A 13492-nucleotide genomic window follows, 5' to 3' on the forward strand; every position below is an offset into this window, starting at 1 on the left:
TTAGTTGTACAAAACTCTAGCCTGCACCCTATGATGGCAACATGGCATAAGGAGAAGCCTGAGGTCGACCGTTGATCGGCCATTAAGCTGGACACCCTCTTATTCCCATTATTTATCGGGCCGCCATCATGTTATTCACATCTTCCAAGAAAGAGTTGGCCGTACTCCAACAGACCATCGATCAGCAAGCCGGCTTGCTGCACGCGATCAATCGCTCGATGGCCACCATTGAGTTCGATCTCAACGGAGTCGTACTCAGTGCCAACGATAACTTCCTGGCCGCCATGCGCTACCGCCGTGAAGATGTGATTGGCCGCGAACACCGCATGTTCTGCTCTGCTGAAGAAGCCCAAAGCACAGCTTATAAACAGTTCTGGTCGCGCCTGCGTGCTGGTGATTTTGTCTCCGAGACCTTTCGTCGGGTCGCTGCAGACGGCCACACCGTCTGGCTCGAAGCAACCTACAACCCGGTCAAGGATGAATCCGGGAAGGTGCTCAAGGTGGTCAAGTACGCCCTGGATGTCACCGCGCGTATCGAAGCCGAGCAGTACGCCAGGAGCAAACTGGAAGCCATTGACCGCGCCATGGCCGTCATTGAGTTCGACCTGGAAGGACGCATTTTGTCCGCCAACAAGAATCTGTTGCAGTTAGTCGGTTATAGCGCAGCAGAGTTGATCGGCAAGAACCACCGTCAGCTCTGCCCGCCTGAAGTATCCAACAGCTCCGAATACGCAGACTTTTGGCGCCGTCTGAATAAGGGCGAGTTCTTTAGTGGGCAATTCAAGCGCACTGCTCGCAACGGCCAGACACTCTGGCTCGAGGCGACTTATAACCCGGTGTATGACGCCAATGGCAAGTTAAGCAAAATCATCAAGTTTGCTTCCGATATCACCTCGCGGGTCGAAAAACACGAGCAGGACAGCCACAGCGCGGCGCAGGCCTACCATATTTCCGTGGAGACCCAGAAAGTCACCGAGCAAGGCACCGAAGTGATTCAACAGGCCGCCAGCGAGATGCGCCAGATCTCTTCCAACATCGAAGACTCATCGCGCATCATCGCCCAACTGGGTTCGCGCTCCGAGCAGATCACCGCCATCGTCAATACCATTCGCAGTATCGCTGAACAGACCAACCTGCTGGCCCTCAACGCGGCTATCGAGGCTGCCCGCGCCGGTGATCAGGGCCGAGGCTTTGCCGTAGTCGCAGACGAAGTACGCCAATTGGCCGGACGCACCAGTCGCTCGACAGCCGAGATCTCGGAAATGATCGGCAAGATCCAGAGCGAGACGCAGCAGGCCATCGACAGCATGGACAACACCCGCAACAGTGCGACCAAAGGTGTTGGCCTGGCAGACCAGGCAGGCTCCGTGATCGTGCAAATCAGCCAGGGCACCAACAATGCCGTGGATGCGGTGCGAATCTTTGCCCAAAAATGATCGAGACGGCTGAAGCTCGCTGCACCGGCGGGCTTCAGACCCGGCTCTGGTAGATCAGTGCCTGATATTTGCGCCCCAGCTCTTCGGCCCAGCCATGCACATCGGTCAGGTGTAGACACTGCGCGGAATAGCCCAGCAGGCTTTCCATGATCGCCATCTGCTTGCTTTCGAACGACACGCGACCATCGGCATGCACCTCACGAATGCCGTCCTGACGCTGGCCCAGTTGATTGACGCTGATCGCATCGCTACGCGACACCCCGTAAGGCAATGACAACAACACCTGGCCCATGCCGATGCGCACCGGATAACCGCCCGGCAAGCCGTGAGGTCCCGGCGCATGAGTCTCTGCCTCATTCAGGGAGAACAGGTTTTCTATCACGCTCACCGCAGAAGCCGCCGTCAGGAATTGATCGTCCAGACTGCGAAAATGCGTGCAGACGCCATTAAAGATCAGCGCGTCGTCGAACGCTCCCGTGCAGTCCTTGCCATCGATTCGATAAGCCAGACGGTAATGCGCCTGTGCCGGCACGCCCATCCGGGCCAGTTGAAGGCTAAGGAAATGCTGGGCTGCCAGCTTGACCTGCACCTGCTGGCTGTCACACAGCGCCAACCGGGCAATCGACAGGCGCATGGCCGGTATCAGGTTGGCGATATTCCCCACCCCGACATCCGGCGCCAGCCCCACCTTATCCAGCACCATATTGACCACATCGGGGTATGCCGCATTGACGGTCAGTGCTTTGACACCCGAACTCACCACTGCGCGCATCAGGTCATAGGCGGGGGCCAGGTGCATGGGCAGCCATGGTCCTGATTGCGCATCGCCAAGGGCCGCTTGCAGAGGCGCAGGCAGATCCCGCAACCAGTGCCACGGCTGCAGAGAGGCGCAATTCAAAATAATGTCAGGCCTGATACGGGCGATTACCGCAGCACTCTCGTCGATCTGACGGAGGCCAAGCTCAAGGGCAATTGGGTGTAACGCACAATTAACACCTATATGCAGGCAGCCCTGGCGGATCAGATTGCATATACGGTTTGCGCTCTCCAGTTCACGGGTGGCGACATAGAAGACAAATACATTGCGCGGGGCCAGTATTTGTAGAATCTGCCGCCCCAACTTTCCAGTGCCAATGATAAGAAGTTTCTTTTTGTCCACGAATCTTCCTCGATGCTACGACGGACAAGCATCCATTATAAGAATCATTATCATTATTTTTTTTCAACACAGCCTTTATAGAGGCGGGCTGCGCGCAGACAGGGCCACGCGCAATGAAAGTACCCGAAGGACAAGATTCAGAAAACTCATGATGGCTGTTCCACTCGATTGAATGTAACGCCCAGACGACAAGCTGGATTATTGAGCGCGAATTTTTATTCTAACAGTGACACACTGCCAACTAGTCAGGCATATAACAATGCAACCCATAACTATACATGTCAACCTGAAAGACCACGTCAAAGATGAATACCACCCAAGTGGCGCATAATTAAAAAATATCAAACGGCCATGATTATACAATTCTTATAATGCGAACTAATATCTGTACAAATACTGCCGATATATTGAAGACTTCAGCCTCATGCCAGAAGCAAATAAACGGCATGGGGATTGCTTCGCCCGTTACGTGCCTGAAAAACCGGCACTTTTCGTTACCTGATCAGGACATCCGATTTGTGAGCACATCTTCGGCGCACCGCTACAGTGCCAAAGCCCGCTGGTTCCATTGGAGCATGGCGGCGCTGGTCGTACTGGCCTATGGCCTGATCCTCAGCCGCGTCGAGTTTGGCAAATCATCCCCCGTGCGGGCCTTTGTCGTGCATAGCCACTTCTGGACCGGCCTGTTTGTGTTGGGCATGGCTTTTTTTCGTGTAGCAGAGCGGCGTCGACATACGCCGCCGCCCATTAGCCCGCCACTGCAAACCTCCCTGCGCCGGGCTGCCACCCTGACCCACTATGCGCTGTATGCCTTTCTATTAATCCAGCCGATCCTCGGCCTGTCGGCAGTGGTCATCGAAACCGGCGCACTGCCGATTCCCTTGACCGACCTGCAAATCCCCTCGCCCTTCCCCACATCGGATCGCCTGGCGGAAAAGTTCGAAGACCTGCACAAGCTGCTTGCCAGCATTTTCTACTGGGTGATCGGCCTGCATGGGATCGCGGCGTTGTGGCATCACCTGGTGCGCAAGGACGACACCCTCAAACGCATGCTCTAGAGCTTCGCCATCAGGCCGTTGGAGCGAGGCTTGCCCGCGAAGAGATCGGTGAATCCGCCATATTTCCGAGCCTGAGGAATAACTTTCGCGGGCAAGCCTCGCTCCAACGAACGCCAGGCACGCATGTGCTCAGCAGCTCTCATTTTTGAAAAATATTTGGTTACATCTCCACAGCCCTACCTGTACCGCAGGTATCATCGCCAGCGCCAATGACCGCGACTCCCCCGCCCTCCAGGCTGTATCGGAAAGGACCTTCCATGCGCTCCCCCTTGCTGACTTCCCTGACTCTTGCCATTAGTGCAACCGTATGTGCCCAGGCCCATGCCAGTAGCGATGACTCATGCTCGCCGAGCTTTTCCATGCTCAAGAAAAACTACGACGCATGCAGCAACCTGGCCTTCCTCAGCCCCGGCAACGATAGCCAGGTCAATCTGCGCCTGCTGCTGGCCAACGGCGGTTCCATGCAGGTCACGCCCAACCCGCTGACCGTGGACGATCTTGCCGAAGGCTATGGCGAGGTGCCGTTTGCCCTGTCGCGCCTGTACCTGAGCCAGGCCCCGGCGCCGCAGAGCGAAGGTGAGAGCACTGACGTCACCGTTGTTGACTCGGTCAGCAGCACGCTGGACAAGGCATTGGCCAAACTGCATATCCAGCGAGAAGAAATTGCCAATGGTTCGGCCGACCTGATCCAGGGGGAAGGCAGCCGCTGTCAGAGCAACAACAATAACAGCGCACTGAGCTTTGTGAATCAGGTCGTCGAGAGCATTAACCTCTCGGACAGCGAGCGCCAGGCTTTGGCCAGCGTGCGGATGAAGATGCTGCAAGCCTGTACCTGGGAGCCGGAACAATTGCAGGCCCTGATGCCAGCCAACATGAACTCGGCGTCGGCCAAGGAGCTGGCGCAATACCTCAAGGCCGCCGGCGACTTCTATAGCGGCCGCTTCGATGAAGCCAAACAAGGCTTCACCGCCGTCACCGATACTCCGCTGCCCTGGCTGCATGAAACAGCCGTCTATATGGTGGCGCGCACCGAGCTGAATCTCGCCCAGGAAAACGCCCTTACCGAATATGGCGACCTGGACCTCAGCAAGGTCGACAAGGCCGCACTCAAGCGCGCCGAAGATGGCTTCAAGGCTTATGTCGACAGCGATCCGTTCGGTTACTACTCCACCTCCGCCACCGGCCTGCTGCGCCGCGTGCACTGGCTGGGCGCCGACACCGACAAGCTCGCCGAGGACTACCAGAACGAATTCTTCGCCACCGGCGATAACGAGCGTGACGAGGACTACCTCGACAGCCTGGTACAGGAAGCCGACGCCAAACTGATCGCGGGCAATACCCAGCCGGTGAAATCCTATCTGGTGGCCGCGCTCAACGACCTGATGTGGATGCGCGAGCAATCGAAAAGCAAACTGACCCGCGAGCAACTGCTGGCACAAAAGGCCACCTTCGCCGAGCAACCAGAGCTGTTCAGCTACTTGCAGGCCGCCCAGGCGTTCTATGTCGGCAATGACCCGGACGCAGCCCTCAAACTGCTGCCGACCCAGTTGCCGGAGAAGCTCAATTACCTGGCCTTCAGCCAGCAGACCCTGCGTGGTCTGGCCATGGAAGCCAAGCAGGACTTCAAGGGCGCCGCCGCCCTGTGGCTACAACTGATGCCGCTGAGTACCCAGCCGCTGCAACAGGATCAGCTGGAACTGGCCCTGGCCATGAACTACGAGCGGGATCAGCAGCTGTCCAGGGTGTTTGCCGAGGGCTCGCCCATCAAGGCCACGCAGGTGCGTTACACCCTGTTGCGCCAGGTCGCCGATGCAGACCTGCTGCGTCAGCAAGTGACCAAAGGCGTCAGCGAAACCGAACGCAATACCGCGCTGTTCGTGCTGCTCTACAAGGACCTGATGCGCAGCCAATACGCCGCCTACGCCGAAGATGTAAAGCGCCTGCCCTCCAAGCCGCCGGAAGAAAAGCTCGGTTACGCTCTGGGCGACAGCTATAGCAGCTCCAATCAGTCCCTGACCCTGTTTCTGTGGAACGGCGACAAGGCCGACTCCGGTTATGCCTGCCCGAGCCTGCCGGAAATCGCAGCGCGTTTGCAAAAGGACGCCAAGGACCCCAAAGGCTTGCTGTGTCAGGGTGAATTCATCCTGCGCAATGGCCTGGACGGCATGAGCCTGGACCAGCGCCGTAACCCCGACCGCCTCGGTGGCACAGCGCCGGGCTATGCCGGGGAAGTGTTCTCGCGCCTGGAGGGCTACAAGCAGGTGATAGGCAACACTAAGGCCGAGCACAAGGACCAGGCCTACGCGCTGTTCCGCGCCATCAACTGCTATGCGCCGTCGGGCAATAACAGCTGTGGCGGTAAGGAGGTCGAACCGTCCACGCGTAAAGCCTGGTTCAAACAGCTGAAAACCACTTACGCCGACACCAGTTGGGGCAAATCCCTGCAGTTCTACTGGTAAGCCGGATGCGCCTGCTGGCCTGGCTGCTGTTGCTGCTCGCGACCTCGGCAACAGCCGCCGTGGATGCCCGGAACTACGACGCCTTCTGGCTGTGGGGTGGGGTCAACGGCCAACCGGTGCTGGCCCAGGCCAGGACCCTGTATCTGCTGCAAGGGCAGATCAGCATCGCCAAACGCGACCCGCAACAGCGGGTCAACTTCATTGCCCAGGGCATGAGCGTCAAGGCCCTGCCCCAGCCGGACCTGTGGATCGTCTACCGCGCCCACACCCTGCACTGGCCGGAATCGGTCTATCGACAGTTATTCGGACAGGTTGAACGCTGGAAGCGGGCAGGCAATCACGTAGTCGGCATCCAGATCGACTTCGACGCGCGCACTCGCTATCTGAATGAATATGTCGAATTCCTGCGCGACCTGCGCCAGCGCCTGCCCGGCGAATACCGTCTGAGCATTACGGGCCTGATGGACTGGAGCAGCAACGCTGACCCAGCGGCCATCGGCCAGCTCAAAGGCATCGTCGACGAAGTGGTGGTACAGACCTACCAGGGCCGCCACAGCATCCCCGACTATGGCGCCTATCTGCCCCGCATCAACCGTCTGGGCCTGCCCTACAAAATCGGTCTGATCCAGGGTGGTGAATGGCAGGTGCCGGGATACTTGCAAGGCAGCGAGTGGTTCAGGGGGTATGTGGTGTTTTTGCAGAATCCGTGATCACAGAGAAACAATGTGGGACCGGCTTTAGCCGGGAAGGCGTCATTGCTGAACAAGCAAATGTGGCAGATGTACTGGCCCCTTCCCGGCTAAAGCCGGTCCCACAGAGTCACAAGCATCAGATGTCCATATCCAGCAACGCCGCTCCCAGCGCCTTGCCATGGGCGTCCAGCGCCAGGGAACGGGTCACGCCGCCGCGCAGGATGCCGGGCAAGACAAAATTCAGCGCATGAACGTTCGGCAGCTCATAACGACGAATCGGTGCCGCTGCCGGATCGAGCAGTTCGGCGAAATAGGCGCTGACCCGCTCCACCGTCAGAAACTCAGCCAGGCGTGCATAGTCTTCGCCGCGGTAGGCGATCAAGGAAATGTTCGAGGTGTCGCCCTTGTCCCCGGTACGGGAGTGGGCCAGTTCACGCAGCTTCATGAGGCTGTCTCCATATGCACGGCCACGGTGACAGCAGTGCGCGGCAGGAACAGCGACGCCACGGCCACCACCTGACGCAGGTTTTTGCTTGCGCCTCCGCCGCCGTAGGGGCCATTGGTGTAGAGGGTTTCGACTTCGTTGGCGACGCGCACCGCGCAGGCCTTGTCGGCACAACGGGCAGCCACGCGCAGGCGCACCTCCCACGGCTCGCCATTGGTCCGGGCGCCCAGCTCGCCGCCGTGCAGGCTGTCGACACCGATCAACTCGGCGCGCAGATCGTCATAAACCACCCCCATCAGTTGCAGACGCTCAAGCACCACTTGCCGCGCCAACTGCGCCCGTGCGACTGCTCCCGGCCCACCGTAGGACATCTGCCCTTCACCGATCCAGCCATCGAGGTAACCCACCGAGACCTTCAAGCTATGGGGTCGCTCACGACCATCGGCGCCGCTGACCGCTACCTGATTGGTCGCCACTGCATCGAACGACACTCCACTGAAATCCGCGCAGACATCCGGGGTCAGGTACGCCGCCGGGTCGTGCACTTCATAGAGCATCTGCTCGGTGCAGGTGGCGGTATCGATACGCCCGCCGCTGCCGGCCACCTTGCTGATGGTCGCCTCGCCCTGCTCGTTGACCTCGGCCAGGGGGAAGCCCAGGCGCGCCAGATCGGGCACGTCCTTGAAACCGGGGTCGGCAAAGTAGCCGCCGCTGATCTGCCCGGCACATTCGAGCAAATGGCCGATCAAGGTGCCGCGCCCCAAACGCGCCCAGTCATCACTGGCCCAACCGAATTCAAACAGCTGGGGTGCGAGAAACAGCGACGGGTCGGCCACACGGCCGGTGATCACCACGTCGGCATCGGCGCGCAATGCCTGGACAATACCTTCGGCGCCCAGATAGGCATTGGCGGAGATCAGCCGTTCACCCAGAGAGGCCAGGGTTGCACCGTTATCCAGTAATTGTTGCGGCTCACGCTTGAGGGTATCGAGCACGTCATCGCCGGTAATGGCTGCGACTTTGAGGCCATGCAGACCCAGCTCACTGGCAATGCGCCGCACCTCCCGCGCCGCCGCCAGAGGGTTGGCCGCGCCCATGTTGGTGATCAGGCGCAGACGCCGACCGCGGCCAGCGCCGACAAAGGGCAGCACCCGACGCATGCGCTCGCTGAGCAGCGGGTCGTAACCGGCTTCAGGGTCGCTCAGGCGCGCCTGCTGGGCCAGAGCGATAGTGCGTTCGGCCAGGCATTCGAAGACCAGGTAATCCAACTCGCCAAGCTCGGCCAGTTCAACCGCCGGCTCGATGCGGTCGCCCGAATATCCGGCGCCGGAACCGATACGTAGGGTTTTCATTCAGAACACTCCCAGGAGCAATGCCGTCAGGGTCATCAGGACCGACGCGGCAAACAGGAAAGGGATGGTGAAACGTTGGTGATCGGCCAACTCGACCTTGCACAGGCCCACCAACAGGAAAGTCGCAGGGGTTAGCGGGCTGACCGGGAAACCGGTGGTGTGCACGCCCAACAGCGAGGCTTGGGCCACTTGCAGCGGCTCAACGCCCAGAGCTTTGCCGACTTCAGCAATCACCGGCATCACACCGAAATAGAAGGAGTCCGGGTCAAACAACAGGCTCAACGGCATCGACAGGAAACCCACTAGCGCCGGAATCAAATGACCATGCCCGGCCGGAATCTGCGCCACCGCCACTTCGGCCATAGCCTTGAGCATGCCTGTACCTTGCATGATGCCGGTGAACACCCCGGCGGCCAGCAAGATACTGGCCATGGTCAGGGCGGTTTTCGCATGGGCATCGATGCGGGCGCGCTGGGCGTCGACATTGGGGTAGTTGATGCACAGGGCGACGACTGTGCCGAGCATGAACATCACCACCGGGTCGACCCAGCCGGCAATCATCACCGCCATCACCAGTACCGTGAGGATAAGGTTAATTGCGAACAGGCGCGGGCGACGCAGCACTTCTTCGTCGGCACTGAGCACCCGTTGCGGCACCACATCCACCGCCGCATCGGCACCCAGGCCCAGGCGCCGCTCTTCACGACGGCCCAGCCACCAGGCACAGGCAAAGACGAACAGCAGACCGACGATCTGCACCGGGATCAGCGGCTGGAACAGCTCCGCCACCGGCACATGCAAGGCGGCCGAGGAGCGCAGCACCGGGCCGGTCCAGGGCAGGAAGTTGACCCCCGCCGCCATGGCCGCGACGCAGGCAAGGATGCGCTTGTCCATGCCCAGCCTTATATACAGCGGCAGCATGGCTGGCACCGTGACCAAAAAGGTCACCGCGCCGGAGCCATCCAGATGCACCAGCAAGGCCAGCAACGCAGTGCCCATGACAATCCGTGTCGGCCTTGTGCCGACGGTGCGCAGGATGCGGTCGATGATGGGGTCGAGCATGCCCGCGTCGGTCATCACCCCGAAGAACAGGATGGCGAACACAAACATGCCGACCACCGGGGCGACGTTCTTGATACCGGTAATGATGAAGGCACTGGTCTGAAGGCCGAAGCCGCCGAGTAACGCGGCAATGATCGGCAAGGCGATCAGGGCAACCAGGGGAGACAGGCGTTTGCTCATGACAGCGGCGAGCAAACAGAGAATCGTGATGACGCCAAGGGTAGCGAGCATGGGTGGGTTCCGATTTTCATTGTTGTTTTCAGCGAGTATTGAAAGCGGGGTATGCTTTGTAAATTGAAATGTTCACCGCCTCATATTCTAAAAATACGAATCATCGATGCGCACTCACCCGTAGGAGCGGCTTTAGCCGCGAGGCCGCTGTCCCGGCTAAAGCCGGTCCTACTGTCCCCGTACTCCAGGTGACTATGAAAAACTCCATCCAGCACATCCGTGCTTTCCTCGCTGTCGCCCACAGCGCCAGTTTTACCAAGGCAGCGATCCAGTTGAACCTGTCGCCCTCGGCCCTGACCGTGCAGATCCAGCAACTGGAAGACTGGCTCGGCGTCGTCCTGCTCGAACGCAGCCCGCGCCAGGTCAACCTGACGGCGGCCGGTCAGAACATGCTGGGGCCCATGGAAAAGCTCTTGCTGGACCTGGACAACATCGTCAGCGGCTCCCGGGATCTGGCCGCCCTGCGCCGCGGTGTGGTCACCCTGGCGGCGTTGCCATCCATGTGCTCCAGCGTGCTGCCACCGGTTTTGCGCGTCTTCCGCGAACAGTTTCCCGGTGTCGAGGTGCGTCTGCGTGACGTCGTTGCGCAGCGTATTGATGCGTTGGTGCGCGAAGGCGAAGTTGATTTCGGCCTGGGCGTACGGGCACGCTTGGGCCATGGCCTGGACTTTGAGGTGGTATGGGTCGACCGCTTATGCCTGTTCGTCCCCGCCGATCACCCGTTGGCGCAGAAACGCTCGGTGAAACTGACAGCCCTGGCCGGTCAGCCGATCATCCTCACCGGCCGCGACAGCAGTGTGCGCGAACGCGTGGAGCAGTTGTTTGCCCGCGAGGAACTGACCCTGGTGCCGGGCCTGGAAGCCAACTACATGTCCACGGTACTGGCCCTGGTGCGTCAGGGGCTGGGGATGACGCTGCTGCCGGAATCCGCCGACGAAGGTCGCGGCGAACTGGTACGAGTGCCGGTTGACCATCCCGACGTGGCAAGGGAGATCGGCCTGATAACCCGCGTAGGGCATGGCCTGAGCCCGGCGGCGCAGCGGTTTGTCGAATTGATGAGAAATGCCAACACCTGACTGTGGGACCGGCTTTAGCCGGGAAGGCGTCTTTGAACATTCGATAGAGATGCAGCGAATACAGCGGCCTCTTCCCGGCTAAAGCCGGTCCCACCGAAGTTGATGCGGAGCCGTTTGCGAGCTGATTCAGGTCAACTGAACTGCAGCTGAACGCGAATGCGAAATGAAACCTTTGCAAAAAAACAACTATCCGCATTCAATAATGAGTATCATTATGTTACACGTTGTTTCGTTGACAGAAGCCCAAGGCACGCAACGAAGCGAGACATTTTAAAGCATTTACCCCGGATGAAACATGCTCGTTCCTTTTTTGATCATGCTGCGCGAAGGTATTGAAGCCGCGCTCATCGTTGGCATCATCGCCAGCTACCTGCGTCAGACCGGCCGTGGCGAGTGGATGCCCGCCGTGTGGATCGGTGTCTTCCTGGCCGGTGCCCTGGCCCTGTTCGTCGGTGGCGGCCTGGAAATGGTCAGCGCTGAATTCCCGCAGAAACAACAGGAACTGTTCGAAGGCCTGGTCGGGCTGCTTGCCGTGATCATCCTCAGCTCCATGGTGTTCTGGATGCGCAAAGTAGCGCGTTCGATCAAGCATGAGCTGCATGTCTCCCTCGATGCCGCCCTCGCCGGCTCAAAAAACCAGACCTACGCGCTGATCGGCATGGTGTTCTTTGCCGTAGCCCGGGAAGGTCTGGAAACCGTGTTCTTCCTGCTCGCCGTGTTCCAGCAGAGCGAAGGCGTCGGTGCACCTCTGGGCGCCCTGCTCGGTCTGTTGCTGGCCATTGGTGTCGGCATCGCTATTTATAAAGGCAGCATGCGTCTGAACCTGAGCCGTTTTTTCCGCTGGACCGGGCTGTTCATCCTCGTGGTCGCGGCCGGGATCCTCTCCAACTCCGTGCAGGCACTGCATGAAGCCGGTCTGTGGAATCACTTCCAGACCGTGGTCTTCGATATCAGCGCCACCCTGCCGATGGATGGCCCGACCGGTTCGGTGCTGGCCGGCATGTTCGGTTATCAGGACGCGCCGACCATCAGCACTCTGACGGCCTATCTGGTCTATCTGATCGGTGCCCTGGTGCTGTTTTTCCTGCCGCACGCCCCAGTGGTGAGTCTGCCCACCAAGCCTGCGCATCTCCCGTCTTCTTCCGTTACGAATAAATAAGGGCCTCCATGACCAACAGTCCCTCAGGGCTTGCGCCGCAAGCCACGCCTCCCCGCGCCTTGCGTTGGGTGCTGGCCGGCTCCGTAATCCTCATGATCGCTGGCGGCGCGATGTTCTACACCGCCTCCCAGACCGCCATGAAAAAACGCGCCGCCACTGCCGGTGCTGAAACACTGGTCACCATTCACGCTCACAGTTGCGAGCCTAACGCCCTGACGGTCGCGGCCGGCAAGAATGCTTTCCGCATCGTCAACCGTTCGGAACGTGCCGTTGAGTGGGAAATTCTCGATGGCGTGCTGGTCATCGAAGAACGCGAGAACATTGCTCCCGGCCTGAGCCAGGTGATCAACGCCAACCTGCTGCCCGGCGACTACACCATCACCTGCGGCCTGCTGAGCAACCCGCGCGGAACCCTGCACGTCACGCCGACTGCCGAGTCCGACGCCCTGGCCAAGGCCCGTCCATCAATGGTGGCCTTTATCGGCCCGCTGTCGGAATACCGCGTCTATCTGAGCATGCAGAGTTCTCAGTTGCTCAAGGCGATCGACGCCCTGCAACAAGCCGTGGATGCCGGTGACCTGAGCCTCGCCCAGGCCGCCTACGCCCCGGCCCGTGCCGCCTACCAGCGGATCGCCCCGGCGGCACAGCGTCTGGCCGAGCTGGACAACGCCATCAACGCCCGCGCCGACTACTACGAAAAACGCGAGCAGGACCCGGGCTTCAGTGGCTTCCACCGCGTCGAATACGCGCTGTTCCAACAGCACTCCCTCGACGGCCTGGCCCCTGTGGTGCAGCGCCTGCGCACGGACAGCGACAGCCTCAAGCAGCAACTGCTGGCCCAGAGCATCGCCCCGGAGCAACTGGCCGGCATCGTTGCCCGCAACATGCGCAGCCTGGCCGAGATTCGCAGCAACGGCGAAGAAGAACGCTACAGCCACACCGACCTGAACGGCTTTGCCGCCAACCTGGAAGGCACACGCAAGGTCATCGACCTGCTGCGCCCTCTGCTGGCCAAGTCCGCCGGTGAACTGCTCGGCAAAATCGACAGCGCCATGACAGCGCTGGACAGCAGCATCCATAACCTGAAAACCGACAGTGGCTACCGCCCGTACGATCAGGTCGATGCCGCGCAACGCAAGCAACTTGCAGATAACGCCAAGGCTCTGGCGGATGTACTCGATGGAATCGACCCTGCGCTCGGCTTGTCCGGTCTGTGACAGTAGCCGGTCATTAACAAGAGGGGCCGCCCAGGCCCCCGGATGCCTTGTCGGCCTCTCTGATCGAGAGCCCTTTAAGCTGACTATCGAGTGAAGATTGCCGTGAAGAAAGACGCAGATAAATGCAACACCCCTGTTTCAGTGGA

General features: G+C 59.9%; 11 protein-coding genes. 7 read left to right on the forward strand and 4 right to left on the reverse strand.

Annotated elements, in window-relative coordinates; genetic code table 11:
- The first annotated feature begins 128 nt into the window (after positions 1-128).
- Positions 129-1436, forward strand: coding sequence for a methyl-accepting chemotaxis protein (locus AC1Z24_RS23020; protein ID WP_483742849.1), 1308 nt, complete (start codon positions 129-131; stop codon positions 1434-1436).
- A 34-nt stretch (positions 1437-1470) separates the two neighbouring features.
- Here the strand turns inward: AC1Z24_RS23020 and AC1Z24_RS23025 are convergent, their stop codons facing one another.
- The gene (locus AC1Z24_RS23025; protein ID WP_483742850.1) at positions 1471-2235 is read right to left on the reverse strand and encodes a hypothetical protein; all 765 of its coding nucleotides are present in this window, start codon (positions 2233-2235) and stop codon (positions 1471-1473) included.
- Positions 2236-3170: 935 nt separating this feature from the next.
- Between AC1Z24_RS23025 and AC1Z24_RS23030 the strand changes: the two genes are divergently transcribed.
- From AC1Z24_RS23030 to AC1Z24_RS23040, 3 genes are all read left to right on the forward strand, one after another.
- Positions 3171-3653, forward strand: a complete 483-nt coding sequence (locus AC1Z24_RS23030; protein WP_483746694.1) for a cytochrome b — start codon at positions 3171-3173, stop codon at positions 3651-3653.
- A 257-nt stretch (positions 3654-3910) separates the two neighbouring features.
- Entirely contained in the window at positions 3911-6112 is a 2202-nt protein-coding gene (locus AC1Z24_RS23035) for a PA5441 family protein (protein ID WP_483742851.1), read from the forward strand.
- Between the two features lie 5 nt (positions 6113-6117).
- Positions 6118-6822 (forward strand): DUF3142 domain-containing protein, encoded by a 705-nt coding sequence (locus AC1Z24_RS23040; protein ID WP_483742852.1) that lies wholly within the window; start codon positions 6118-6120, stop codon positions 6820-6822.
- 118 nt (positions 6823-6940) lie between these two features.
- On the opposite strand, the gene AC1Z24_RS23045 is transcribed toward AC1Z24_RS23040, so the two are convergent.
- Genes AC1Z24_RS23045 through AC1Z24_RS23055 form a run of 3 tightly spaced genes read right to left on the reverse strand, consistent with a single transcriptional unit; the run spans position 6941 to position 9894 of the window.
- On the reverse strand, positions 6941-7249 hold the full coding sequence (locus tag AC1Z24_RS23045; RefSeq protein ID WP_259102242.1) for an AtuA-related protein: 309 nt from the start codon (positions 7247-7249) through the stop codon (positions 6941-6943).
- Positions 7246-8601: an acyclic terpene utilization AtuA family protein gene (locus AC1Z24_RS23050; RefSeq protein WP_483742853.1), complete on the reverse strand. Its 1356-nt coding sequence runs from the start codon at positions 8599-8601 to the stop codon at positions 7246-7248. The genes AC1Z24_RS23045 and AC1Z24_RS23050 overlap by 4 nt, the downstream gene beginning before the upstream one ends.
- On the reverse strand, positions 8602-9894 hold the full coding sequence (locus AC1Z24_RS23055; RefSeq protein ID WP_483742854.1) for a CitMHS family transporter: 1293 nt from the start codon (positions 9892-9894) through the stop codon (positions 8602-8604).
- A 194-nt stretch (positions 9895-10088) separates the two neighbouring features.
- Between AC1Z24_RS23055 and AC1Z24_RS23060 the strand changes: the two genes are divergently transcribed.
- The 3 genes from AC1Z24_RS23060 to efeO all read left to right on the forward strand — a co-directional run bounded on the left by AC1Z24_RS23060 (position 10089) and on the right by efeO (position 13346).
- The gene (locus tag AC1Z24_RS23060) at positions 10089-10970 is read left to right on the forward strand and encodes a LysR family transcriptional regulator (RefSeq protein ID WP_483742855.1); all 882 of its coding nucleotides are present in this window, start codon (positions 10089-10091) and stop codon (positions 10968-10970) included.
- Between the two features lie 295 nt (positions 10971-11265).
- Positions 11266-12129 carry an iron uptake transporter permease EfeU gene (gene efeU, locus AC1Z24_RS23065; protein WP_483742856.1) on the forward strand — a complete coding sequence of 288 codons (864 nt, stop codon included), beginning with the start codon at positions 11266-11268 and terminating at the stop codon, positions 12127-12129.
- Between the two features lie 8 nt (positions 12130-12137).
- Positions 12138-13346 carry an iron uptake system protein EfeO gene (efeO, locus tag AC1Z24_RS23070; protein WP_483742857.1) on the forward strand — a complete coding sequence of 403 codons (1209 nt, stop codon included), beginning with the start codon at positions 12138-12140 and terminating at the stop codon, positions 13344-13346.
- Positions 13347-13492 lie beyond the last annotated feature (146 nt).

The sequence above is a fragment of the Pseudomonas sp. JL23 genome, assembly GCF_056933585.1.